Source organism: Roseovarius sp. E0-M6, from assembly GCF_037083845.1.
GTDB lineage: Bacteria > Pseudomonadota > Alphaproteobacteria > Rhodobacterales > Rhodobacteraceae > Roseovarius.
Genome location: NZ_JBAPLA010000001.1, coordinates 407,025 through 430,872 on the forward strand (window position 1 = coordinate 407,025; position 23,848 = coordinate 430,872).

Genomic DNA, 23,848 nt, shown 5'->3' on the forward strand with positions numbered 1-23,848 from the left:
AGTTGCGAATTGCTGCAATGCAGAAAAAATCCTTGAAATGCTGCAGCGCGGCGTCTATATTGTTTCCAGACGCAGCAATCCGGGGCAACCCGCACACAGTATCGAGGATTTTACCAATGGCAAAAGCACAAGACTTCAACACGATGATGAAAGACTTCATGGGCGCGTTCCCGATGGACACCAAAGCTCTTGAAGACGCTTTCAAGCACCAAGCCGACCTGAGCGAGAAGTTCTCGGGCGTGGCGCTCGAGGCAGTCGAGCAATCGGCCGATATTTCGAGCAAATGGACCAAGGAAACTCTGTCTCGCATGAACGATGTGAGCAAAGCCAAGTCCGATCCTGCCGACTACGCCAAGGCCGTGACCGATTTCGCATCGGCCAACGCCGAAGTCGCAGCCGAGAACATGGCCGCCTTCGCCGAAATCGCGAAGAAAGTTCAAATGGAAACCGTCGACCTGATGATGGCAAACGGCAAAACCATGCAGGACGATGCCGCCAAAGCGGTCAAAAAGGCCACTGACGATGTGTCGGCCGCCGCCAAGAAAGCATCGGCTTCGGCTTCGAAGTAAGCACAGATTAGGGTTTCGTGGCACGACGACCTCCCAGTCAGTGTCACGACCTGTGAAGGGCGAGCGTAATGCTCGCCCTTTCTTTTTTCGCATCATAGGTTAAGCTATGCTGCACCGCTGCATCATGGGAGGGTCTTGCGTGGCAGATACCGACAAACCGCTGTTGATCAAACGCTATGCGAGCCGGCGGCTCTATAACACCGAGACGTCCGATTATGTCACCCTCGAGGATATCGCCCATTTCATCCGGGACGGGCGCGAGGTGCAGATCATCGACCTGAAATCGGGCGATGACCTGACCCGGCAATACCTGCTTCAGATCATTGCCGAACACGAGAGCCGGGGCGAGAATGTTCTTCCGATCAACGTGTTGACCGATCTTGTCCGAACCTATTCGACGCAAGCAGGCTCGATGGTGCCGGAGTTTCTGGCGCAGAGCTTTGACCTGCTCCGCGAGGGGCAGAGCCAGATGATGGAAAATATGACCCGGGCCAACCCGTTGGCGAACATGCCGGGCATGGACGCCTTTCGCGCACAGCAGGAGGCCTTTCTCAAGGCGGTGAGCAGCGGCTATGGCGCGCCGGGATCGACCATGCCGGGCATGCCGGGGGCGGACACACCCGAGGCCGGCGACGACAGCCGTGCTGCGGATGAAAACCTTGACGAGATCAAAGAGCAGCTGGCCGAATTGCAGCGAAAGCTTTCCAAGCTGGACAAGTAGAACAGATGGTCGAGAGCCCGGGCCGGATCACCCTTTGGGGCATCGAGATTTTCATGGCTGCTGCCGATGAGCGCTCGATCTCTGCCGCTGCGCGGCGGTTGGGGGCCAGCCCCTCGACCGTGAGTCAGCAGCTTACCAATCTTGAGAGTGCCGTGGGCGCGACCCTTTTGGATCGCAATGCCCGTCCGGTCCGCCTTACCAAGGCGGGCGAGATCATGCATCGTCGCGCGCAGGCCATCCTGAACGAGGCCGCGCAGGCCCGGGCCGAACTGGCGATGTCGGACCTGTCGATGTTGACGCGGTTCCGGCTTGGTATGATCGAGGATTTCGAGGCGGATGTGACGCCGCAACTTCTGACTCACATGGCCGGAGAGATCAGGGGATGCCAGTTCCTGCTTGAGACCGGGGCGAGCCATCATCTTTACGATCTGCTCGATTCGCGGGCGCTTGACGTGATCGTGGCCGCCGAGCTTGGTGGTGAGGCGGAGTGGGTCGAGGTGCACCCGCTTCTGCGTGAACCCTTTGTGGTGGCGGCCCCGCGCGGAGTGATGCCGACCGAGAGTGACCGGCTTTTGCGGCATCTTCGGCGTATGCCGCTCATTCAGTATACACAGCGGCATTACATGGGCCGTCTGGTCAGTTCACATATTGCGCGGCAGAATATCACCCTGCCGCATCGTTTCGAGTTGGACAGCTATCATGCGATCCTTGCGCTGGTCGGGCAGGGGCAGGGGTGGACCATCCTTACACCGCTCGCGCTTAGGCGGGCGCAGCGGTTCGCGGCGCAGATAGATGTGTTCGACCTGCCGTTCGAACCTCTGAGCCGGACGATAAGCCTGACCGCGCGGCGCGGTATCTTGCAGGACATGCCGACGAATGTGGCGGCGACGCTCAAGCCGATCCTGCAAGAGACGGTGATTGCGCCGTCTGTCGCGCGGCATCCGTTCCTGCGCGAAACGCTCAAGCTTTTGTAAGGTGTTTCGAGTGCGATCCGTGGCACGGGCTTGCGCGAAGTGCTCTATGACGGCGCTTCAAACCGTATGTCCGTGCGATAGGCCGGATCGTCCAGAAGTTCGAAATACCGCGCCCTGAGTTTGCGGGCCACGGGGCCGGCCGCGCCGTTCGACACATGCCGGTCATTCAGGCGCGCCACGGGAATGACCCCGCCCCCGGAGGTTGAGAGAAACACCTCGTCTGCCTTAAGGAGCGCGGTGGCGGACAGGGGCTCTTCGCTGACGTCATGGCCTTCGGCGCGGGCCATTTCGATAACCGTCTTGCGGGTGATTCCATGCAGCACGCCGTCGCGCGGGGTGACAATCCGGTTGCCGGTGAGCGCAAAAACATTGAAGCCCGGACCTTCGGTCACATGGCCCGTGTGATCGGGCAGGAGAACGGTTTCAAAACCTGCGTCCTTTGCCTCGAACAGGCCGGCGGTGAAATCACCCCAATGATAGTTCTTGATCAGGGGATCGACACTTGTTGGTGGAATGCGGTGGGTCGTGTCGGAGAGGCGCACCGCCACGCCATCATCGGCCTGTTCGGGGCGGACCACGTGGATATAGGGCACGCACCACGCATAGAAGTGGTTGGCACAGTCACGTGGGTCACGGCTCCCCGGGATCACGGGTGTGCCACGCGCAGCAACCATGGCCACGTAGGCGTGACGCAGCCCCGCGCGGGCGACCATATCGTGCAGGGCCGCTTTGATGGTTGCCGGGGTCATGCCGGTGTCCATCCGCGCGGCGGCCATCGAGGCCATGAACCTTTCCAGATAGTCGGAGAGGCGGAAGAAGCCGCCATTCCAGACAGGCACGACATCATAGGTGACATCGCTATGGGTGACCCCCCAGTCCGTCACGCCGATGGTGGCCTGTTCGATTGGCACGATGTCGCCGCGCATCCAGGCGGCACCTTTGGAAAAATCTGTCATGCGCGATGTTGGTGGTCTTGTGGCATGGGACGCAATGGAAAACCCACCGAAACAAGAAAAAAGGCCCCCTTGGTAGGGGCCTTTCCGGTGATCCATGCGCAGTTTCGGACGTTATTCCGCGTCGCTGTCTGTGCGCTATTCCGCGTCAACGGCCGAGTGGTAATGCTCGTCCTTGCCGTATTTGGCGATCTTGTCGCGGTGATACTGCTTTTCCCATCTGATGCACCAGATGTGCCAGCCGATCCATGCTGCGACGCAGATCACGAGCAGGATGAATTCGGTGCCCTGCATCGGGTAGATCGGCCCCACTTCGGCCAGGTCAACGGCCCAACTGTCGATTCCGGTTGTAGACATGATGTCTTTCCTTTCGTGTCAGGTTTGGCTCAGGTGCCGATTTCTTCGCGGATCGCTTCGCGCACTTCACGCGCGGCGCGGGTCTCTTCCTGCTGGCTGCTGAAGTCGAGACCCAGAAGTTCGACTTCGCGCGGGATGCGCAGCAATCCGAAGGCGTGCAGGATCTTCGAGACGATATAGCCCGGCAGGAAGCCCAGCACACCGAACATGATCACAGCGCCGATCGTGTTGCCCAGCGGGTTGATCGCGGCGTAGCCCTCATAGGGCGACGACGGATGACCCCAGAGCATGAAACCGCAGATCACGAGGCCGATGAAGCCCGCGTAACCATGCACGGCCACAGCACCCACAGCATCGTCGATCTTGAACTTGCGTTCGACCCAGAAGTGCAGCTTGTAGGCCGCCGCCGCGCCGATGCCGCCGATAATCATCGCCTGCATCGGGTGGTAGAGGTCATTGCCGGCCGAGGCCGTGATGATCCCTGCGAGACCGCCCGAATAGGTCCAGAACGCATCGCCCTTGGACACCATGAACGCCGCCAGCATGCCGCCCGAAAGGGACATGAGGAAGTTGAACGTGATCGCACCAAGCGTGGTGGGTGTGAGATAGATCGTCGTTGCCGTCCATGTGTCGCCGGCGATCTGGCCACCGATGCCTTCGGGGCTGATCAGCGGGACGTTACAGGCCACGTAGAAGCCCCAGAAGCCGGTATAGATGATGAAGAGACCGACGCAGACCATCCACGGGTTATGTGGCAGAATATCGCGCGGCACGCCTTCCTTGGAGAACTTGCCAAGGCGCGGTCCGAGCACCACCAGCACACCAAGCGCGAAACCGCCCGCGATGGCATGGATCACGCCCGAGGCATAGGCATCGTGGTAGCCCAGAAGCTGAACCATCCAGCCGCCGTAATGCCACCCCCAAGCCGCATCGACAATCCACGCGCCCGAGCCGATGACCACGGCGAGTATCCAGAACGCGCCAGAGTTGATCCGTTCGATTACTGCCCCAGAGACGATCGAGGCCGCCGTCCAGGAAAACAGCAGGAACGCCGCCCAGAAGACCCCTGTGATCCGGTCTTGCAGGTTTGTGGCCATGATGTCGGAGGTCGGGCCGTTCGGCGCCGCATCATCCCAGAGAATGCCGCCCGTGAACCCCGGACCATTGGGCAGCGCCCAGTAGATCCACCAGCCAAAGAAGAAGAATGTGATCGTGACCAGCGGAATGATCATCGAGTTCTTCAGAAGCGTATGCATGTGATTTTTGCGGCGGCTGGCGCCGACTTCGTACATGCAGAAGCCCACATGGATCAAAAACATGAGTGGTATCGTCACCCAGTAATAGAACTCCGTGAACACCGTTGTCAGTGCATCGATGTTATTTCCCATTCAATTGTCCTCCCGTTTTTTCGCGTGCCCGAGATCGTGTCTCTTTTAGTCAGGGCATTGGATCAAAATTGGATCAGTAACGTGATACCGATATTACGCCAATCTTTTCTGAATCCCGAATATTTTTGATCCAGACGTGCGAAAATATTAAACCGGATTCGCGTCATTCACATAGGGAATATTTTATTCATTTTGATTGGGATGCGCGAAATGCTGAGATGTGCCAGATAAACATCTGGGATGGTTGGAAAATCCACTTATTTGAATGAGGCTTTGGGCGCCGGCGCTGATCAGGGCTGAATTGGGTTCGAGCGCGCATACCACGATTGGCCGCTCAGTGGGCGGGCCAAAAACGCGATGCGATTCGCGGGTGATGCGATTCAGGTGCCGAAGGCGCGGGTGTCTGCGGTCACGTCTTGGGCAGCCCCGAGAAGGGCCTCGGCGATCAGTGTCAGCTCATCGCGTGAAAGGCGCACGGGCAGCCGCACGTCGCAAGCCCGCATCAGCATGGCACGGGTTCCGGGAAGCTCGGGGGTGCCGCCGGGCAGGAAGTTCCAGTTCCAGAACGCGCGGGCATTATCCGCGCTTTGACCGAAAACCTGCACTTTGATGCCGCGTGCGGCCGCGGCCTCGGCGAAGGCCAGTGTTTCGGCATCGCTGAGGGATACGAGATTGAACTGAATGGAATCCGGTGCCCGGCGTTCCGGTGTCAGGGGGGCGGGCACGGAAATGATCGGCGACGCGCTGATGAGGTCCGCCACGAAATCATGATTGTCGCGTCCGCGTGCCACACGGTCCGCCAGCAGCGGAAGCTGTGGCCGGATTACCGCCGCCGAGAGGTTGGACAGGCGCAGGTTGTAAAGTGGAAGGCGGTTTTGCCAGCGGCCGAAGGCATCGCGCAGGGCGGCATCATCGGCAGCCATATGCTTGGCCCAGTTATGCTCATACGCCCCCGACATGATAATCGCGCGCGCGATGAGATCGGGGTCGTCGCTGATCATGATGCCGCCTTCGCCGGCATTGACCATCTTGTAGGACTGAAACGAGAAACATCCCACGCGGCCCAGCGTGCCGATGTTGCGACCATTCCATGTCGTGCCGAGTGAATGGGCCGCGTCCTCGATCACGGGGATGTCGCGCGCCGCGCAGGCCCGCATGATCGCATCCATGTCCGAGGTGTGGCCACGCATGTGACTGACGATCACCGCCGAGATACCGTCAAGCCGGGCGGTGAAATCCGCGATGTCGATGCGGTAATCCTCGCCCACTTCGCACAGGACCGGTTGGCAATCGGCATGTACCACCGAAGAGGGCACGGCGGCAAAGGTGAAGCCGGGAATGAGCACGCGGGCATCGCGCGGCAGATCAAGCGCCTTGAGCGACAGGAAAAGCGCGGCCGAGCAGCTTGAGACCGCGAGGGCATAGCGGCTTCCGAGCAGGTCCGCGAATTCCCGCTCAAGCAGTGCAACAGGGGCGTCCGACGGGGCCGTGTAGCGGAAAAGGTCGCCTGATAGGAGCAGGCGGTCGATTTCGGCGCGCGCCTCTTCGGGGATCGGTTCGGCGTCATGGACGTTGGGCATCTGGCTCATGTTCATCATATCCGAATGTTACTTTCGGATTTTCTAAACGATTTTGGCGCGGGCGAAAAGCCCTAATGCCCGGCGCTATTTCAGCTCGACCTCAACAAAGGCCATGGGCGCGGCACCTGCGTTGATCACGTTATGCTCGACGCCTTCGTCGCGGGCATAGGCCGTTCCGGCGGGCACGGTAACGTCCCGCGTTTCACCGCCGGGCAGTTCGAGACGCATGTTGCAGTCCGTGAGGGCGGTGATCACGTAATTCATCTCGTGGCGGTGCCAGCCCGTCTGATCTCCGGGGGCGAAGTCAAAACGGGTGACGCGCGTGCGGGCGTCGTCGATAAGCGTGGTGGCCGAGCAGGTCATGGTCATGGCGCGGTCTCTCCTGAATCGTGGATTGGTCGGGGCATTCTGCACAGGCGCGCGTGATTGGACAGGGTGATCGTGCGGCGCCTTCGGCTTGAGTCCGCGCGGGGGATCACTTTGCATGGCTCGGCAAGGCCGCGGTTCAGGCTAGGGCAGGCTATTCCTTGCGCGCCCGATGCTCTTTCCAGCGCAGAACCATGTTGGCGCCCAGCGTCGCGACGGGCTCGGGCGGGAGGCGTTTGGGTGCGGCTTCGGTGGTGAAGCGGCGGCTGATGTCGCTTTGGTGTCCACAGGCTGCCTCGGCGGCGGCGATGCCGGTCAGGGTTCCGCGCGCGGTGCCGAGCCCGTTTTGAACGCAGGCGGAATAGAGGCCGTCATCCAGCGCTCCGGTGACCGATACATTGTTCAGCGACAGGCAGAGATGGCCGGCCCAGACATATTCCTGACCGATCCCGGAAAGCGCCGGGAAGCGGGCCGCGAAGTTTTCACGCATCCGGCGCGCGGCACGGGCAAAGCCGGCGCGGCTGGCCTCCATGCCGGGGCGGAATTCGGTGCAGGTGCGGGTGATGATGCGGTTGCCGCCTTGCGCGGTGTCGATGCGGCGCATGGTGGTGCCCATTGGATCAGACGGGGTGATCCCCCAGCGGGACGCGCCGCCGAGGGTTGCGAGGGTGGCCGGCTCGAGGTCCTGTGTCATGGAGGCGAAAAGGATCACATGCATGAGGCGCCCGCGCGCGAAGCCGAAGCTTTCGATATGGCCGTTGGTGGCCATGATCACCTGTGGCGCGGTGACGGTATGACCGTTCGATGTGACCGACCAGTCGGGGCCGCGCCGTTCAATGGCTGTGACGGGGCTGTCTTCGTGAAGCGTCATACGGGGGGCAAGCCCCGAGGCGAGGCCACGGATATAGCCTGCGGGTTGGAGCATGGCGGTGCCGGGGGTGTATAGGCCGGAATGGTAATAGTCTGACCCGGTCATCTCGCGCATGGCGTGCGCGTCGAGCATTTCGTGCGGTTCATTCAGCGATGCGAGGTGGCGCGCATAGGAGAGGTTGGCGGCATGGGCGTGTTCGCCTGCCGCGCCGTTCACCTTGCCTGCCGGGTCGAAATAGGCGGGGGCGATGCCGTATTCTTGAACCGCCTCGGCGGCAAAGGCGATGGCGCTCCGGTTGAGCCGGGTCATCAGGCGATCGTTGTCGCCGCCGCCGTGGCCAGCGTAGTCATCCGATTGAAGGTCGTGGGGCAGGTCGATCATGAAGCCCGAGTTGCGGCCCGAGGGGCCTTCGGCCACGCGCCCGGCCTCGAGCATCACGATACGGATATCGGGGCGAAGTTGCAGAAGGCGCCGCGCCGCCGACAGCCCGGCAAAGCCCGCGCCGATGATCACGATATCCGCCGTCGCGTCCGAGTCGATCGGCCGGGCGGGCGGCGCTGCGGGCAGGATCGCGTTCCAGCCCGCCGGCCCGGTCTGACGCGGAAGGCGGCGCGCGGTGATCTGCGTCATGGGCTTGCCCTTAGCTGATGCGGTCGGGGCCGCTGTCGGTGAGGTCGAGCCAGATGGTCTTGAGCTGGGTATACTGGTCATGGGCATGAACCGAGTTGTCGCGTCCGCCAAAGCCGGACTGCTTGTAGCCGCCGAAGGGCGTGGAGATGTCGCCCTCGCCGAAGCTGTTCACGGTGACGGTGCCGGCGCGCAGGGCGCGCGCGCCGCGTATGGCGCGCTTGGCGTTGGCGGTGAAGATCGACGCGGCGAGGCCGTATTTCGTGTCATTGGCCACCACGATGGCCTCGTCGAAGCCTTTTACGGTGATCACCGACAGCACGGGACCAAAGATTTCCTCGCGGGCGAGGGGTGTGTCATTGCCGGGGACAGATATGACCGTCGGTTCGACAAACGCGTCGCCCGAGGTGCCGCCACCCATGATCACATCGGCCTTCTTGGCCTTGTTCAGGTAGCCACAGACCTTGGTGTAGTGGTCCTGGCTCACGAGCGCGCCGATGCGGGTTTCGGGGTCGAGCGGGTCGCCCACGATCCATTCGCGGGCGGCTGCCTGAACCTTGTCGAGGAGCCGTTCTTTCACGTCCTCGTGGACGATGAGGCGTGACGCCGCCGAGCAGTTTTCGCCCATGTTCCAGAAGGCGCCGTTGACCACGTGTTCGGCCACGGTATCCAAATCCTCGGCGTCGTCCATAACGATGCAGGGGTTTTTGCCACCCATTTCGAGGACAACCTCCTTGAGGTTGCTGTCGGCGGAGTAGTGAAGGAAGCGGCGGCCCGTTTCGGTCGAGCCTGTGAACGACACCATGTCCACATCCGGGTGCAGGCCCAACGGTTCGCCCACGTCCGGCCCCGTGCCGGGAACCACATTGAGCACACCCGCCGGCACGCCGGCCTCATAGGCGAGTTCGGCAAGGCGCAGCGCGGTGAGCGAGGTTTCCTCGGCAGGTTTGACCACCACCGAGCAGCCCGCCGCAAGCGCCGGGCCAATTTTCCACGCCAGCATCAGGAGCGGGAAGTTCCATGGCAGGACAAGCCCCGCCACGCCCACCGGCTCGCGCACGACCATCGCGATGTGATCGTCCGACGCAGGGCTGACCTGATCGTAGATCTTGTCGATCAGTTCGGCGTGCCATTTGATGCAGTGAATGGTTTCGGGGATATCCACGGTTTCACAGTCGAAAATGGTCTTGCCCGAGTCGAGGCTTTCCATGACCGCCAGTTCGCGGGCGTTGCGTGTCATCAGCTTGGAGAGGCGAATGAGCACGTCCTTGCGCTCGGACGGGTGCAGCCGCGACCAGCGGCCACCCTCAAAAGCGTCGCGTGCCTTTTCGACCGCGAAATCCACGTCCTCGGACGCGCAGGCGGCGATATCGGCCAGCTTGGCCCCGGTGGCGGGGTTCAGCGTTTCGAAAATGTTGCCGGATTTGGCAGGCCGGAAGCTTCCGTCGATGAACGCGTTGACTGGGAGGGTGAGATCGGCGGCGATGGCTTCGTATTCGCCGCGTGTCAGAAGATCGCTCATGGCTCAGTTCTCCGCCTTGATGTCTGCGATGGTGCGTTTGAGGACGCGGATGACCTGTTCAAGCTCGCGCTTGTCATCCTTGTTGAGGGGGCGCAGGGGCGGGCGCACGGTGCCCGCGTCAAGGCCCGCCATGGTGGTGCCGTGTTTGACGCATTGGATGAATTTCCCGCCCTGTTCGAGCACGCGCATGAGCGGCATCATGGCCGACATGATGCGCCGCCCCTTGGAGAAATCACCCTGAACGGCGCAGGTTTCATAAAGGAATACATGCTCTTCCGGCAGGAAGTTGGATCCAGCGCAAATCCAGCTTCGGGCGCCCCAAGCGAAGAATTCGAGCGCCTGATCATCCATGCCGCAGGACATCTGGATATGAGGGTAATCGCGGGCCAGAAGATGCACGCGGTTGATGTCGCCCGAGCTTTCCTTGATGCCGATGACATTGCGCGAGCGGCCCACGCGGTCGAGGAATTCCTCACCCATGTTGACGCCCATCCGGCCGGGATAGTTGTAGAGGATGATCGGCAGGTCGGCGGCGCGATCCACCGCGAGCGTGTTGAGCGCGTTTTCCCGTTCGGTCGGCACCGAATAGGGCGGGGTGCCGTGCAGGATGCCATCAAGACCGAGGTCGCGCGCGCCCTGTGCCAAAGCGATGCTGTCATCGGTTCGCATCATGCCCGTCCCGAGAAAGAGCGGCAGCCGACCATTGAGCCGATCCCGCGTGGCGCGGGCGATTTCAAGGCGCTCTTCGACCGTCTGGGTATAATTCTCGCCTGTTGAGCCGCCGGTGATCAGCCCATGAACGCCTGCGTTGACGAGGTGATCGACGACGTCTCCGAGCGCGTCATGATTGACGGTGAAATCGTCGTTGAGCGGGGTCACGACGGGGGTGTAGATCCCTTCGAGCGTGAAGCGTGGTGCCATGGCGGCCTCCCATAGGTGTCGGCGGTGCGGGCCTGTGTTGGTATAAGCCAAACCTAGGGCCCGTGGTCGTGAAGCGGTTGCCCGGCGGTGTATCGCAGATTCGGAGGCGGAAAAAGCGAGAATGCCCTTGGGGTGTGCATAAGGTATACCTTATGGCGCGACCTGCGGCACGGCGGATCGGACCGCTGTGCCATCGCGAAAAATGTGTCGATTATGCGCGCGCGCGTCTGGCGGCAGCGCGACAGGTCACATAGGATGAAACGATGAGCAGCAAACCCAGATTCATCCACCTTCGCGTTCACACCGAATATTCGCTTCTTGAAGGCGCGGTGCGGCTTAAGAAACTGCCCGAACTTTGCGGGAAAATGGGCATGCCTGCGGTGGCGGTGACAGACAGCAACAACATGTTTGCCGCGCTCGAATTCTCGGTCGCTGCACAGGGGGCGGGGGTTCAGCCGATCATGGGCTGTCAGGTCGATCTGGCCTATGGCGCGTCGGGCAAGGGCGAGGCCACGGCGCCGGTTGTCCTTCTGGCGCAGAACGAGGCCGGATACGAGAACCTCATGAAGCTCAATTCCTGTCTTTATCTGAGGGGTGATGGCGCGCTTGCGCATGTGCTTCCCGAGGAGTTGGAGCGGCATAACGAAGGGTTGATCTGTCTGACGGGTGGGCCGGAGGGCCCGATCGGCCTTTTGTTGCGGGCCGGGCAGAGACCGTCGGCCGAGGCACTTTTGGAGCGGCTGGCGCGGGCCTTTCCCGACCGGCTTTATGTTGAGCTACAGCGGCATCCGGGGGAAAACGGCCCGCCAGAGAGCGAGAAGTTGAGCGAGCGGGGTCATGTTGAGATGGCCTATGCCATGGACCTGCCGCTTGTCGCGACGAACGACGTCTATTTCCCCGAGAAGGACATGTTCGAGGCACATGACGCGATGCTTTGCGTGGCCGACGGGGCCTATGTGGATCAGTCGGGGCCGCGCCGCCGCCTGACGCCTGAGCATTATTTCAAAAGCCCGCAGGAAATGGCGACGCTTTTCGCCGATCTGCCGGAGGCTTTGGAGAATACGGTCGAGATCGCGCGGCGCTGCGCCTTTGGTGCATACCGGCGTGATCCGATCCTGCCGCGGTTTGCGGATGACGAGGTGGATGAGCTTCGCCGGCAGGCTCAGAAGGGTCTGGCCGAGCGGCTTGCCGTCATTCCGCACGCGGCCCCGGTCGAGGACTATGAAAAGCGGCTCGATTTCGAGCTGGGTATCATCGAGGGGATGGGATTCCCGGGTTATTTTCTGATCGTTGCGGATTTCATCAAATGGGCCAAGGAGCGGGATATTCCGGTGGGGCCCGGACGGGGGTCGGGCGCTGGCAGCCTCGTGGCCTATGCGCTGACCATCACGGACCTTGATCCGCTGCGCTACAGCCTTCTGTTTGAGCGGTTTCTCAACCCCGAGCGGGTGAGCATGCCCGACTTCGATATCGACTTCTGCATGGATCGCCGCGAGGAGGTGATCCAGTATGTGCAAGAGAAATACGGTCGCGACCGGGTCGGGCAGATCATCACCTTCGGCGCGCTTCTGTCGAAGGCGGCGGTGCGCGACCTCGGCCGGGTCTTGCAGATGCCTTATGGGCAGGTCGACCGGCTTTCGAAGATGATCCCCGTCGAAGGCGTGAAACCCGTGAGCATCAGCCAAGCGCTGGCGCAGGAGGATCGCCTGCGCGAGGAGGCCCGGCGCGAGGAGGTGGTGGACCGCCTTCTGAATTACGGCATGAAGGTGGAAGGTTTGCTTCGCAACGCCTCGACCCACGCGGCGGGTGTGGTGATCGGGGATCGTCCCCTTGATGAGCTGGTGCCGGTTTATCAGGATCCGCGCTCGGACATGCCCGCGACGCAGTTCAACATGAAGTGGGTTGAGCAGGCGGGGCTGGTGAAGTTCGACTTTCTGGGTCTCAAGACGCTGACGGTGATCCAGAACGCGATCGAACAGATCCACGGCGAGGGGCGCGACCTGCATATCGCGCAGGATGGCAGCACCATCTATGAGCCGTTCGAGGGCGCGGAGAACGATATCGGGCAAATCCCACTCGATGATGCCAAGACCTATAAGCTTTATGCCAAGGCCCGCACGGTGGCGGTGTTTCAGGTGGAAAGTTCGGGGATGATGGATGCGCTCAAGCGCATGAAGCCCGACTGCATCGAGGACATCATCGCGCTTGTCGCGCTTTACCGGCCCGGCCCGATGGAGAACATTCCCAAGTTCTGCGAGGTCAAGAACGAGCTTTCGGAACGCGAGACCCTGCATCCCAGCATCGACCACATCCTCGACGAGACGCAGGGCATCATCGTCTATCAGGAACAGGTTATGCAGATCGCGCAGGAAATGGCGGGGTATTCGCTTGGCGGCGCCGACCTGCTTCGTCGGGCGATGGGCAAGAAGATTCAGGAGGCGATGGACGCCGAGCGACCCAAGTTCATTGCCGGTGCCAAGGAAAACGGCGTCGATGACGCGAAGGCGCTTGAGGTTTGGAACCTTCTGGACAAGTTCGCCAATTACGGCTTCAACAAGTCCCACGCTGCGGCCTATGCGGTGGTGAGCTATCAGACCGCCTGGCTTAAGGCCAATCACCCGGTGGAATTCATGGCGGGCGTCATGAATTGCGATATTCACCTCACCGACAAGCTGGCCGTGTATTTCGAAGAGGTGAAGAAGGGGCTGAAGCTTGATTGGCTGCCGCCTTGTGTGAACCGGTCGGACGCGCATTTCGTGGTTCGGGACGGCGTGCTTCACTATGGGCTGGGCGCGCTCAAGAACGTGGGTGTGGAGGCGATGAAGCTGATCGTCGCGGGGCGCGAAGAGAGGCCCTTTTCGACGGTGTTCGATTTTGCACGCCGCGTGGATATCAAGCGGATTGGCAAGCGGCCGCTCGAGATGCTGGCGCGGGCGGGTGCCTTTGATGAGCTTGATCGCAATCGGCGTCGGGTATTCGAGTGTCTGGAGGCGCTGATGAATTACTCGGCCGCCGTGCATGAGCAACGCAATTCGAGCCAAGTCTCGCTTTTTGGTGAGGCGGGCGACGATTTGCCCGAACCGCGCATCGCGCCGGTGGAGGACTGGCTTCCCGCCGAGCGGCTGACAGAGGAATTCAAGGCGGTTGGGTTCTACCTTTCGGGTCATCCCCTTGACGATTACATGGGCGCGCTCAGGCGCAAGGACGTGAAGACCCTTGATGAAGTGACCGAGATGGTCAGGAATACCCCCGCTGTGGTCAAGATCGCGGGTGTGGTCGCAGGACGACAGGAGCGCAAATCCGCGCGCGGCAACCGTTTCGCCTTTGTTCAGCTCAGTGACGTGACTGGCGGTTACGAGGTGACGATGTTCTCGGAAACGCTTGAGACCTCGCGCGAGTTGCTGGAGACCGGATCGCAGGTTGTGATCACTGTGGAGGCGACATCAGAGGCCGATCAACTCAAGCTCTTGGCGCGCTCAGTCGCGCCGATTGACGGGGTGGTCGCCGATGCGGGCGCGATGGGCTTGCGCATCTTCGTAGAGACGCCAAGCGCGATTGCCACGGTGGCGAGTGTTCTGGAGCGCGCGCAAGAGGCCGCGCGAAACGCGAGCCGGGGCCCGGTGAGGTTTTGCCTTCTGGATCAAGGGCTTCCCGGTGAGGTTGAGATGGACGCAGGCCGAGAATTTGCCGTCAATCCGCAGATCAAGGGCGCGCTGAAGCATCTGGACGGGGTTTGGGACGTTCAGGAATTCTGAAGCTCGCTTGCCTGAAGGCCCCAAAAACCGGGCCTCATGTTTGAACAACATGCGCCAAGCGTAGCCGCCCGTCCGTTCCCAAGGAACGGGCGGTGCGACTTGAGGTCAGAACCGGTCGAGCGGGATGCGAAGATAGGCGTTGCCGTCATCCTCGGCCTGCGGCGGACGACCGGCGCGCAAGTTCATTTGCAGCACATGCAGCATACGATCGGGCAGGGAGAGCGTGGCATCGCGCGCTTCACGGATTTTCACATATTCGTCGCGCGGGGTTCCGCCGCCGAGATGAATGTTATGGCGACGTTGGTCCGCGACGGTCGATTCCCATTCCGGACCCGGTCGGGTTTCGGTCCCGTAATCATGCCCGATAAATATCCGTGTCATGTCGGGCAGGTTCAGAATTTCCATCAGCGAGCTATAGAGATCATCGGCGGTGCCGCCCGGGAAATCGGCCCGCGACGTGCCGGCATCGGGCTGCATGAACGTGTCATGCACGAAGGCCGCGTCATCGCCCACCACATAGGTGATGGAGCCGAGCGTGTGCCCGTCCGAAAGCATGACGCGCACCGGCAGGTTGCCGATTTCGAACGTGTCACCATCTTCGAAAAGACGCGTGAAATCGCGTTCGGGGTCGAAGGCATCGGGAAGGTTATAATAGTCGCGCCACAGGGCCGCGATATCGGGAAGGCGCGCGCCTATGGCGTTGGGCACTCCCAGTTTTTCGGCGAGATAGGCCGACGCCATGAGGTGATCGGCGTGAGGGTGCGTATCGAGCACCCATTTGATCGAATACCCCTCCGATTGCGCAAGGGCGACGATCGCATCGGCACCGCTCGGGTCGGTGCGGGCGTGGGCCGGATCAAAGCCCATCACGACGTCGATGAGTGCGGCCTCTCGGGTTTCGGGGCAGGCGACGATGTACTGAATGCTGCCGGTCGGGGCGTCATAGATGCCGATAATCTCGGCCGACCCGGGACCGGCGGAGGGGCTGCTGCGTGACAAGGCCATGGTCGTGTGTCTCCTCTGTTTGCGAATGCAACGACACAAGTGGCACGATGTTCCTTGTGGTCAAAGCGTTTCGAGGAAAACCTGAGATACGGGTGGTCGCGAAACGCTCTAATCCAGCCGTTGCGTCAATTCCGCCAATGCGTCGCGGTCCGTGTTGGTCATCTCCGCCGCGCGCGACAGAAAAAGCGTTGCCTGACTTCGCAGGATCAGCCCGTCATCAAGCACTTTGAGGTGATTTGCGCGCAATGTGTCGCCCGAGGATGTGATATCGGCGATAGCCTCGGCTGTTTCGTTCTTGACCGTGCCTTCCGTGGCGCCTTGACTGTCGACAAGCTGATAATCCGCGACCCCCCCACTGCGCAGGAAGTCGCGGGTCAGCCGGTGATATTTCGTGGCGATGCGCAGCCGGAAACCATGTGTCGCGCGGAACGCCGCCGCCACCGCGTCAAGATCGTCGAGTGTCGAGACATCGACCCAGGCCTGAGGCACGGCGAGAACAAGATCGGCATGGCCAAATCCAAGCTCGGCCAGTTCCTCGACCCGTGAGGTCCAGCCGCCCAGCTTTTCGCGCACGAGATCGGTGCCGGTCACGCCAAGATGGATGCGACCCGCCGCCATTTCGCGGGGAATTTCGCCGGCCGAGAGCAGGACGAGTTCGACATTGTCGATGCCTTCGACGCGGCCCGCGTATTCGCGCTCAGAGCCGGTCCGGGCGAGGTCGATGCCGCGCGCGCCGAACCATTCGAAGGTCTTCTCCATCAGCCGGCCCTTGGAGGGAACGCCGAGTTTCAGGCTCATGCCGCATCTCCCAGTTCGAGGGTGAGGCCGGGCCGGATCACGCCGCCCACCGCCGGAATTTCGCGCCCCGCGCCAAGCTGACGGGTGAGCGCGTCATAGCGTCCGCCGGTGGCCACCGGCGGAAGGGCCGGACGACGCGGCGCGGTAAAGCCGAAGACGAACCCATCGTAATACTCCATCTGGGTGCGTCCGTAGGATGCTTCAAAGGGCAGGGCGCGGGCGTCAATCCCGCGCGCCGAGATCGCATCGAGCCGGTCGGCAAGCCGGTCCACGGCGGGGGCGATGGCGGGCAGGTCCACGGCGATGTCGCGCAAGTGTTCAAGCGCGTCCGCCGCGGTGCCTCGTACAGAAAGAAGCGCCTCGATGAGAGCCACTTCGTTTTCGGAAATGGGGTCGGCGGCGGCGTCTTCGTGAAGGGCTTCGATCCGTGCGGTGATCTCGGCGGCGCCGCGCAGGCCGATCAGGGCGCCCAGGCCCGAGAACGGATCGGCGGCGGCGAGAAGCGCCTCGCGCCCCGGCGGGACCGGCGCGCGCCCCGCGAACCTGTCGATCAGGGCGCGAAACCGGCGGGGCCGCCAGATATGCCGTTGCAGCGCCGCCTTGCGCCGATCGGTCGTGTTGAGCCCGGTTACAGCGGCCATCAGGATACCGATATCGCCCATCGCCGCAGTCAACCCGAGCGGTGCGAGCATGTCGTGGATCGAGGCGAACACCTCGGCGTCGGCCTGAGCGGGATCGTCGCGGGCAAAAACCTCGTATCCGACCTGAATATATTCATTAGCGCGGTCGGGGTCGTCCTCCTGTCGGCGAAACACTTCGCCAGTATAGGTGTAGCGGGCGGGTTCGGCCCCGTGCTCCATGTGCATCTGGACCACGGGCACGGTGAAATCGGGGCGCAGCATCTGTTCGCCGCGCAGGGCGTCGGATGTCACATAGGCACGGGCGCGAATGTCTTCGCCGTAAAGGTCGAGCAGCGTTCCGGCGGGTTGCAGCACGGTGGTTTCCACCGGCTGCGCGCCCAAGCCCTCGAAGCGGGCACGCAGGCGGGCGGCCTCGGACAGAATGGCGGCGCGACTGGGCATCAGGCGTGGCTTTCGATGATCTCGAGCGTTTTCGCGACAAGCTGATCGCGGGGCACCTCGAATTGCGAGGGGCGCTCTTTCCATTCCTCGAGGGTGGCATTCTCCGCGATTTTTGCCCCGAGGATCAGATCCTTGATCTGAATGACGCCGCGCTCATGTTCGTCCGTGCCTTCGATGATGGCGACGGGAGAGGCGCGTTTGTCCGCATATTTGAGTTGGTTGCCGAAATTCTTGGGGTTCCCGAGATAGACCTCGGCGCGGATGCCGGCCTGACGCAGCTCGGCGACCATGGCCTGATAGTCGGCCATCCGGGTCTTGTCCATGACGGTGACGACGACAGGACCGCGCGCGTCGCTTTGGATGCGGCCCTTTTCAGCGAGCGCCGCCAAAAGGCGGTCGACCCCGATCGAGATGCCGGTGGCTGGGACGGCCTGACCGGTGAAACGCTTGACCAGATCGTCATAGCGGCCACCGCCCGCGACCGAGCCGAATTGGCGCTTGCGGCCTTTCTCGTCAAGGATTTCGAAGGTCAGCTCCGCCTCGAAGACCGGGCCGGTATAATAGCCGAGACCGCGCACGACCGAGGGGTCGATGACGATGCGGTCGGGGCCATAGCCTTGGGCGTCGAGGAGGGAGGCGATGGTTTCGAGTTCTTCGACGCCTTTCTCGCCCTGCTGTGAGCCTTGGACAAGGCCCTTTAGGTTCGCCACAGTTTCGGTATTCGTTTCGGCCTTCGACCCAAGAAATTTGATGAGTCCTTCGACTACGATAGGCGGCATGCTCAGACCGGGAATGAACGCGCCCGAGGCGTCCTTCCTTCCGTCTGTCAACAGTTCAACAACCCCAGCTACGCCGATTTTGTCGAATTTGTCGAGGGTTCGCATTATGTCATCGGCAATATCATAGGCTTTTTTCCGCCCGACCTTCATCGACTTTTCGATGACTGCAGGATTGCCCTCCAGCGGGTCGTTACCGAAGACACGGTCCATTACACTATCAATGACTCCGTTCAGCACCTTCCTATTGTTCACCCGCACCACGTAATCCCCGCGCGCGATCCCGACCGCCTCCAGCGTGTCGGCCAGCATGGCGCAGATCTCGGCATCCGCCGCCACGGACGGCGCGCCCACCGTATCCGCATCACATTGGTAAAACTGCCGATAGCGCCCCGGCCCCGGCTTTTCATTGCGCCAGACCGGGCCCATCGCGTAGCGCCGATAGGGCGTGGGCAGATCGTTGCGATACTGCGCATAGACCCGGGCCAGCGGCGCGGTCAGGTCATAGCGCAACGCCAGCCAGTCGCCCTTGTCACCGTCGTCGGCCTCCTGCCATGCAAAGACGCCGGCGTTCGGGCGGTCCACATCGGGCAGGAACTTGCCCAAGGCCTCGACGGTTTCAACCGCCGAACTTTCCAGCGCGTCGAAGCCATAGCGATGATAGACCCCTGCGATGGTGTCGAGCATCGCCTTGCGATCTCTGACTTCGGCGCCGAAATGGTCGCGGAACCCTTTGGGCGTCGCGGCTTTGGGGCGGGGGGCTTTCTTGTCTTTGGCCATGGCAGCAATCCTTGCCGGGTTACGTCGCCTGCGGGATAGCGGATGGGGCCAAGGGGGGCAAGACACGCCGTGGCCCAAGCCGAACGACTTGTCGGGCGATGCCGAAACCCTTAAGGAATTTCGCGACACACCTGCGACACGGATTTTCGCGAAACGAAGCGCAACATCCAAGCACTGCACGCGGGGTGTTTTAACCGATGTCCGGGGTCAAACGCTTTGGGAAGGTCGTATGGAACATCTCGAGGAAAAGATCGCGCATCTGACACGGCAGGTCGACGACCTGTCGGAGGTGGTGGCGCAGCAACAAGATCAACTGGACCGGCTCGCGCTGTTTATGGACAGGCTTCTGGACCGTGAGCGCGGGCGCGACGCCGAAGGCTCGGGCGGGATTGTTCTGGGGGACGAACGTCCGCCGCCACATTACTGAGACATGAAGACCGTGCTGCGGCGGGGCGCACGATCGGTGCGATATAAAAAGGCCGGACCCGCGCTTGGCGGGCCCGACCTTGGGCCATTCATGATCAGGCATGATCAGGTTCAGAAGCGGAAGCTCATCCGGGCCTGAACCGTCGTGGCTTCGACGTCGGTGGTGGTGGCCCCGAAGTCATCGAATTCATGGTAGAGCACTTCGCCGCCAAGGCTGATGTTTTCGGTCAGCATGTGTTCGTAACCGGCACCGACGAAATAGCCGTCTTCACTCCCGAGGTTGTCGGTGTCCGCCTGGGCGAAGCCACCGGTCCCATAGAGCAGACCATTGCCGATCTTGTAGCCGCCGCGCAGTTTCACGCGGAACACGCTTTCAAGGCTGTTGCCGCCGCCAAGGCCGATGTCGGCGAAGTCATAGTCGAGACCGCCACCAACAACGAAGCCGTTGCCGAAGTCATAGTCGTAACCGACGATGAGACCGCCGATCGCACCATCGCCGCTGGGGGCGGCGTTGCTTGTTACATCGGCATAGCCAAGCTCGGCACCGCCGTAAAAGCCGGTCCAGTCAGGCGAGGCGGGAACCACCGGTGCCGGTGCCACGGCCACGGGGTCTTCGATCACAGGCTCTTCGATATTGCCTGCGAAGGCCGGGGTGGTAAGTGCCAAGCCCGCGGCGAGCGCGGGAAGTGCTGTCAGTGTCCTCAACATGGAGATCTCCTCCGTTAATCGTTGTTGTGTCCCGCCCGGTCCCGGACCGGGCGTTCGCCCTGCCGGGAATTTTTCCCGGGCAGAACATCGTATTCTCGGCGCGTTGCCGATATGGGCTCAACTGGTGATTTCGGGGGCGAGTTCCAAGGGTCTGTTTCCGCGTCGGCGGCGTGTTGCCGTTATGCGACGAATGCTGGGCGGAAATTGGCGTGAGGCAGGGGGTGTCACAAAGAAGTTATTTCGCGTCAATGGTTTGTGCGCGCCCGGTGCGTCTGCGCCAAGAGGGGCACAGCCACGATGCCGGGTCAGAGAACACCAATATCCGCAAGCGCCGCAGACAGGCCCGGAGGCAGCGCGTCATCCTCATCGCGACCCGCGCTCAGGTCGGCGGGCGCATCGCTGGGAGCGAGATAGCGCCATCCCTGAAACGGGCGCTTGCGCGCAGCGGTGGTGCGCGTCACCTCGGGGTCGAGCACGATACCGCAGCGGCGGATTCCGTCCTGTCCAATGATCTCGTCAAGGCGGAGAATGCGTTGACGGCATTGAACGAAGCCCTGAATGACCCAATAGATCGAGCCGCCCGCCAGCACCTCGCTGGCGCGTTTGGGCCACATGCGGGTCACATGCCGGGGCAGTCCGTCCTCGCGCTCGGCGCGGCGGGCGTCTTGCCAGCGTATGAGGTCCTCGACCGAGTCGGTGCCGACGCTGAGCTTGATCAGGTTTACATGGGTTTCAGGCATGACGCCCCCGGTTCATATTCCTGTCATGCACTATGGCCCGTCGCCGCGCAAATTCAACCACGACAGGGCGCGATTCTCTGCTACGCAGGGGCAAACGCGCGAGGGAGGGGCCTGAATGACTGTGCGAGACGATGCCGAGGCGCTGCTTGATGCGGCAAGAGCGGCTTATGGTGATCATGTGAGCGATCCCGACGCCCGTGCCTCGCTGGACCGGATATTCGCGTCGGTCACGCGACCGGTCACGGTGCGGGACGGCGCAGGCGAGCGGCGCGAGGTGTGCGCGCATCTCGAAGCTTTGCCGCGCGGTGCGGCGCTTGGCAGTGAGACGCTTCAGAACCTTGTCGGGGCGTTCCTGCGGCTTGAGCCGTCGCTGAGATGGTATAAACGCGGTGGCGATGCGCCCAATGCCAACGAGGCGTATTTCGATGGTCATGCAAATGCGATGATCGTCGGGCCGGGCGGGCTCGTGCCACATGGCAACGCATGGCTTGGCGTGTCGCTTCTGGCGCCGGGGGTGCGCTATCCTGATCATACCCATCCGCCCGAGGAAACCTATCTTGTGCTGAGTGACGGAGAGTTCAGTCAAGACGGGGTGACGTGGTTCACACCCGGCATCGGCGGGACGTTCTACAACCCGCCGGGGATATTGCATGCTATGCGGTCCGGTGCTGTTCCGCTGTTCGCGATGTGGGCGCTTTGGGCGGACACCCGCGACTGAGGCGCGCGCGTCAGTCGCGCGCGCCAACAGGGTCACAACAGTGACTTGGCCTTTTCGGCCACGGCCTCGGCGGTGATGCCGAACTTCTCAAAAAGAGTTTCAGCCGGGGCAGAGGCGCCGAAACTTTCCATGCCGACAAAGCCCGCGCGCGCCTCGCGTCCGCGCTCACCACACAGCCAGCGATCCCAGCCTTGGCGAACCGCCGCCTCGACGCCGACGCGGACGGCCTGACCGCCGGGGAGCACGCGCTTGCGGTATTTCTCGTCCTGCTGCTCGAACAGTTCCCAGCAGGGCATGGAGACAACACGCGTGCCGATTCCGTCGGCTTGCAGCAGATCGCGCGCTGTCATGGCAATCTCGACCTCGGAGCCGGTGGCAAGGAGGATCGCTTCGCGCTTGCCCTCGGCATCGGCCAGCACATAGGCGCCCTGCGCCGTCAGGTTCTTGGTCTTGTGCTCGGTCCGCAGCGTCGGCAGGCCCTGACGGGTCAGCGACAGAACCGACGGCGTGTCCTTTGAGGTCAGCGCGATTTCCCACGCCTCGGCGGTTTCGATCGTGTCGCAGGGACGGAACACCATCATGTTCGGCGTGGCACGCGAAATGGCCAGATGCTCGACCGGCTGATGGGTCGGGCCGTCTTCGCCAAGGCCGATGCTGTCATGGGTCATGACGAAGACGCTGGGCACCTTCATCAACGCGGCGAGGCGCATCGAGGGGCGGGCGTAATCGGTGAAGCACATGAAGGTGCCGCCATAGGGGCGGATGCCGCCATGCAGCACCATGCCGTTCATCGCCGCCGCCATGCCGTGCTCGCGGATGCCGTAGTGAATATAGCGGCCCTTGCGGTTGTCGGTGTCAAAAATGCCAAGGTCGCCCGTCTTGGTGTTGTTCGATCCAGTGAGGTCGGCCGAGCCGCCAAGCGTTTCGGGCATGACCGGATTGATCACCTCAAGCACCATTTCGGAGGATTTGCGCGTGGCCACCTTCGGGCCTTCGGCGCTTACCTGTTTCTTGAGTGCCTTGATCCGCGCCGAAAGCTGTTTGGGGGGATCGAGGGCAAAGACACGGGCGAATTCGGCCTGTCGACGCTCGGACGCGCTGGAAAGGCGCGCCTCCCATGCCTTGCGATCCGATTCGCCGCGTGTGCCGATCTCTTCCCATGCCGATTTGATATCGGCGGGCACTTCGAACGGCCCCGCGGTCCAGCCATAAGCCTCTTTTGCGGCGGCCAGCTGATCGTCGTCGGTCAGCGCGCCATGGCCCTTGGACGTGTCCTGTGCGGCGTGGCCAAGCGCGATATGCGTCTTGCACGCGATCATCGAGGGCTTGGAGGATTTCTTGGCCGCCGTGATGGCATCGTCGATGGCCTGCGGGTCGTGACCGTCGATTTCCTGAACATGCCAACCGGCTGATTTGAACCGTTTGACCTGATCAGTATTGTCGGCCAGCGAGACCTCGCCGTCGATGGTGATGTTGTTGTTGTCCCAGAAGACCACCAGCTTGCGCAGCGCCTGCCGCCCGGCAAGGGTGATCGCCTCTTGGCTTACGCCTTCCATCAGGCAGCCGTCGCCCGCGATCACATAGGTGTAGTGATCGACCAGCTTGGCCCCGTAACGGCCGCGCAGGTTTTCTTCGGCGATGGCAAAGCCGACCGAGTTCGCGATGCCCTGACCCAGCGGGCCTGTTGTCGTCTCGATGGCCGGGTGCAGAAAGTTCTCGGGGTGGCCCGCGGTGGGCGCGCCCCATTGACGGAACGCTTTGATCTTGTCGATCTCCATACCCTCATGACCGGTGAGGTGCAAAAGAGAGTAGAGCAGCATCGAGCCGTGTCCGGCAGACAGGATGAACCTGTCGCGGTCGGGCCAATTCGGGGCCGCGGCATCGAACTTGAGGTGTTTTTCATAAAGCACGGTGGCCACGTCGGCCATGCCCATCGGCATGCCGGAGTGGCCCGAGTTCGCCGCGTTGACCGCATCGAGCGTCAAGGCGCGAATGGCGGCGGCTTTCATCCAGTGATCGGGGTTTGCAGAGCGGAGGGCAGCGATATCCACGGGGGCGCATCCTTTGGAAGGGGGGTATCTGATGCGTGGTGAATACCAGCGTGCGGGCAAAGTTCAACCTCTGCCGTGGCGTGGCGGGGCGCCACTTTGCATAAGACGCGCATTTTTGGCAGGCTTTGGGTAAAGTCGGGGCACAATCCGTGGAACCGCG

The 23,848-nt window shown here is 62.1% G+C and carries 21 protein-coding genes; 6 read left to right on the forward strand and 15 right to left on the reverse strand.

All coding sequences use genetic code 11. The features are described from left to right. Positions 1 to 116 precede the first annotated feature (116 nt). From V8359_RS02105 to V8359_RS02115, 3 genes are all read left to right on the forward strand, one after another. Positions 117 to 569, forward strand: coding sequence for a phasin family protein (locus V8359_RS02105; protein ID WP_336427912.1), 453 nt, complete (start codon positions 117 to 119; stop codon positions 567 to 569). Between the two features lie 139 nt (positions 570 to 708). Then, positions 709 to 1,290, forward strand: coding sequence for a polyhydroxyalkanoate synthesis repressor PhaR (gene phaR, locus V8359_RS02110; RefSeq protein WP_336427043.1), 582 nt, complete (start codon positions 709 to 711; stop codon positions 1,288 to 1,290). 5 nt (positions 1,291 to 1,295) lie between these two features. Further along, a complete protein-coding gene (locus V8359_RS02115; RefSeq protein ID WP_336427044.1) occupies positions 1,296 to 2,264 on the forward strand; it encodes a LysR family transcriptional regulator in 969 nt (322 codons plus the stop codon). 44 nt (positions 2,265 to 2,308) lie between these two features. Here the strand turns inward: V8359_RS02115 and V8359_RS02120 are convergent, their stop codons facing one another. The 8 genes from V8359_RS02120 to V8359_RS02155 form a co-directional block, all read right to left on the reverse strand. Further along, positions 2,309 to 3,220, reverse strand: a complete 912-nt coding sequence (locus V8359_RS02120) for an aminotransferase class IV (protein WP_336427045.1) — start codon at positions 3,218 to 3,220, stop codon at positions 2,309 to 2,311. Positions 3,221 to 3,355: 135 nt separating this feature from the next. Then, positions 3,356 to 3,574, reverse strand: coding sequence for a hypothetical protein (locus V8359_RS02125; RefSeq protein WP_336427046.1), 219 nt, complete (start codon positions 3,572 to 3,574; stop codon positions 3,356 to 3,358). 29 nt (positions 3,575 to 3,603) lie between these two features. Then, entirely contained in the window at positions 3,604 to 4,962 is a 1,359-nt protein-coding gene (locus V8359_RS02130) for an ammonium transporter (RefSeq protein WP_336427047.1), read from the reverse strand. 380 nt (positions 4,963 to 5,342) lie between these two features. Next, positions 5,343 to 6,551, reverse strand: coding sequence for a DegT/DnrJ/EryC1/StrS family aminotransferase (locus tag V8359_RS02135; protein ID WP_336427048.1), 1,209 nt, complete (start codon positions 6,549 to 6,551; stop codon positions 5,343 to 5,345). Between the two features lie 75 nt (positions 6,552 to 6,626). After that, positions 6,627 to 6,911 (reverse strand): cupin domain-containing protein, encoded by a 285-nt coding sequence (locus tag V8359_RS02140; protein WP_336427049.1) that lies wholly within the window; start codon positions 6,909 to 6,911, stop codon positions 6,627 to 6,629. Positions 6,912 to 7,062: 151 nt separating this feature from the next. Further along, positions 7,063 to 8,409, reverse strand: a complete 1,347-nt coding sequence (locus V8359_RS02145; protein WP_336427050.1) for an NAD(P)/FAD-dependent oxidoreductase — start codon at positions 8,407 to 8,409, stop codon at positions 7,063 to 7,065. Positions 8,410 to 8,419: 10 nt separating this feature from the next. Next, a complete protein-coding gene (locus V8359_RS02150) occupies positions 8,420 to 9,928 on the reverse strand; it encodes an aldehyde dehydrogenase (RefSeq protein ID WP_336427052.1) in 1,509 nt (502 codons plus the stop codon). 3 nt (positions 9,929 to 9,931) lie between these two features. Then, complete coding sequence (locus V8359_RS02155) at positions 9,932 to 10,849, reverse strand: dihydrodipicolinate synthase family protein (protein ID WP_336427053.1); 918 nt, start codon at positions 10,847 to 10,849, stop codon at positions 9,932 to 9,934. A 263-nt stretch (positions 10,850 to 11,112) separates the two neighbouring features. On the opposite strand from V8359_RS02155, the gene dnaE reads away from it, so the two are divergent. Then, positions 11,113 to 14,604: a DNA polymerase III subunit alpha gene (gene dnaE, locus V8359_RS02160; RefSeq protein WP_336427054.1), complete on the forward strand. Its 3,492-nt coding sequence runs from the start codon at positions 11,113 to 11,115 to the stop codon at positions 14,602 to 14,604. A gap of 105 nt (positions 14,605 to 14,709) precedes the next feature. Here the strand turns inward: dnaE and V8359_RS02165 are convergent, their stop codons facing one another. The 4 genes from V8359_RS02165 to hisS all read right to left on the reverse strand — a co-directional run bounded on the left by V8359_RS02165 (position 14,710) and on the right by hisS (position 19,045). Continuing rightward, the gene (locus V8359_RS02165) at positions 14,710 to 15,609 is read right to left on the reverse strand and encodes an MBL fold metallo-hydrolase (protein ID WP_336427055.1); all 900 of its coding nucleotides are present in this window, start codon (positions 15,607 to 15,609) and stop codon (positions 14,710 to 14,712) included. Positions 15,610 to 15,717: 108 nt separating this feature from the next. Next, a complete protein-coding gene (gene hisG, locus V8359_RS02170; protein WP_336427056.1) occupies positions 15,718 to 16,407 on the reverse strand; it encodes an ATP phosphoribosyltransferase in 690 nt (229 codons plus the stop codon). Further along, positions 16,404 to 17,489, reverse strand: coding sequence for an ATP phosphoribosyltransferase regulatory subunit (locus tag V8359_RS02175; RefSeq protein WP_336427057.1), 1,086 nt, complete (start codon positions 17,487 to 17,489; stop codon positions 16,404 to 16,406). The genes hisG and V8359_RS02175 overlap by 4 nt, the downstream gene beginning before the upstream one ends. Next, the gene (gene hisS / locus V8359_RS02180; protein ID WP_336427058.1) at positions 17,489 to 19,045 is read right to left on the reverse strand and encodes a histidine--tRNA ligase; all 1,557 of its coding nucleotides are present in this window, start codon (positions 19,043 to 19,045) and stop codon (positions 17,489 to 17,491) included. Before hisS ends, V8359_RS02175 begins: the two co-directional genes overlap by 1 nt. 229 nt (positions 19,046 to 19,274) lie before the next feature. Here hisS and V8359_RS02185 point away from each other — a divergent pair, with 229 nt between their 5' ends. Then, positions 19,275 to 19,472 carry a SlyX family protein gene (locus V8359_RS02185; RefSeq protein ID WP_336427059.1) on the forward strand — a complete coding sequence of 66 codons (198 nt, stop codon included), beginning with the start codon at positions 19,275 to 19,277 and terminating at the stop codon, positions 19,470 to 19,472. A 110-nt stretch (positions 19,473 to 19,582) separates the two neighbouring features. Here the strand turns inward: V8359_RS02185 and V8359_RS02190 are convergent, their stop codons facing one another. Continuing rightward, a complete protein-coding gene (locus tag V8359_RS02190; RefSeq protein WP_336427060.1) occupies positions 19,583 to 20,179 on the reverse strand; it encodes an outer membrane protein in 597 nt (198 codons plus the stop codon). Between the two features lie 305 nt (positions 20,180 to 20,484). Beyond that, positions 20,485 to 20,919, reverse strand: coding sequence for a DUF1489 family protein (locus V8359_RS02195; protein WP_336427061.1), 435 nt, complete (start codon positions 20,917 to 20,919; stop codon positions 20,485 to 20,487). A gap of 115 nt (positions 20,920 to 21,034) precedes the next feature. Here V8359_RS02195 and V8359_RS02200 point away from each other — a divergent pair, with 115 nt between their 5' ends. Next, the gene (locus tag V8359_RS02200; protein WP_336427062.1) at positions 21,035 to 21,637 is read left to right on the forward strand and encodes a dimethylsulfonioproprionate lyase family protein; all 603 of its coding nucleotides are present in this window, start codon (positions 21,035 to 21,037) and stop codon (positions 21,635 to 21,637) included. 32 nt (positions 21,638 to 21,669) lie between these two features. Here V8359_RS02200 and tkt read toward each other — a convergent pair whose 3' ends face one another. Beyond that, complete coding sequence (tkt, locus tag V8359_RS02205) at positions 21,670 to 23,688, reverse strand: transketolase (RefSeq protein ID WP_336427063.1); 2,019 nt, start codon at positions 23,686 to 23,688, stop codon at positions 21,670 to 21,672. Positions 23,689 to 23,848 lie beyond the last annotated feature (160 nt).

What these genes read in the sequence shown, in the direction of transcription:
- V8359_RS02135 (WP_336427048.1), bottom strand. Translation starts at nt 6,551, where the DNA reads ATGAGCCAGATGCCCAACGTCCATGACGCCGAACCGATCCCCGAAGAG.
- V8359_RS02200 (WP_336427062.1), top strand. Translation starts at nt 21,035, where the DNA reads ATGACTGTGCGAGACGATGCCGAGGCGCTGCTTGATGCGGCAAGAGCG.
- V8359_RS02150 (WP_336427052.1), bottom strand. Translation starts at nt 9,928, where the DNA reads ATGAGCGATCTTCTGACACGCGGCGAATACGAAGCCATCGCCGCCGAT.
- V8359_RS02145 (WP_336427050.1), bottom strand. Translation starts at nt 8,409, where the DNA reads ATGACGCAGATCACCGCGCGCCGCCTTCCGCGTCAGACCGGGCCGGCG.
- V8359_RS02115 (WP_336427044.1), top strand. Translation starts at nt 1,296, where the DNA reads ATGGTCGAGAGCCCGGGCCGGATCACCCTTTGGGGCATCGAGATTTTC.
- V8359_RS02165 (WP_336427055.1), bottom strand. Translation starts at nt 15,609, where the DNA reads ATGGCCTTGTCACGCAGCAGCCCCTCCGCCGGTCCCGGGTCGGCCGAG.
- hisS (WP_336427058.1), bottom strand. Translation starts at nt 19,045, where the DNA reads ATGGCCAAAGACAAGAAAGCCCCCCGCCCCAAAGCCGCGACGCCCAAA.
- V8359_RS02125 (WP_336427046.1), bottom strand. Translation starts at nt 3,574, where the DNA reads ATGTCTACAACCGGAATCGACAGTTGGGCCGTTGACCTGGCCGAAGTG.
- V8359_RS02175 (WP_336427057.1), bottom strand. Translation starts at nt 17,489, where the DNA reads ATGCCCAGTCGCGCCGCCATTCTGTCCGAGGCCGCCCGCCTGCGTGCC.
- V8359_RS02155 (WP_336427053.1), bottom strand. Translation starts at nt 10,849, where the DNA reads ATGGCACCACGCTTCACGCTCGAAGGGATCTACACCCCCGTCGTGACC.
- hisG (WP_336427056.1), bottom strand. Translation starts at nt 16,407, where the DNA reads ATGAGCCTGAAACTCGGCGTTCCCTCCAAGGGCCGGCTGATGGAGAAG.
- V8359_RS02130 (WP_336427047.1), bottom strand. Translation starts at nt 4,962, where the DNA reads ATGGGAAATAACATCGATGCACTGACAACGGTGTTCACGGAGTTCTAT.
- dnaE (WP_336427054.1), top strand. Translation starts at nt 11,113, where the DNA reads ATGAGCAGCAAACCCAGATTCATCCACCTTCGCGTTCACACCGAATAT.
- V8359_RS02140 (WP_336427049.1), bottom strand. Translation starts at nt 6,911, where the DNA reads ATGACCATGACCTGCTCGGCCACCACGCTTATCGACGACGCCCGCACG.
- V8359_RS02190 (WP_336427060.1), bottom strand. Translation starts at nt 20,179, where the DNA reads ATGTTGAGGACACTGACAGCACTTCCCGCGCTCGCCGCGGGCTTGGCA.
- V8359_RS02185 (WP_336427059.1), top strand. Translation starts at nt 19,275, where the DNA reads ATGGAACATCTCGAGGAAAAGATCGCGCATCTGACACGGCAGGTCGAC.
- V8359_RS02105 (WP_336427912.1), top strand. Translation starts at nt 117, where the DNA reads ATGGCAAAAGCACAAGACTTCAACACGATGATGAAAGACTTCATGGGC.
- V8359_RS02120 (WP_336427045.1), bottom strand. Translation starts at nt 3,220, where the DNA reads ATGACAGATTTTTCCAAAGGTGCCGCCTGGATGCGCGGCGACATCGTG.
- V8359_RS02195 (WP_336427061.1), bottom strand. Translation starts at nt 20,919, where the DNA reads ATGCCTGAAACCCATGTAAACCTGATCAAGCTCAGCGTCGGCACCGAC.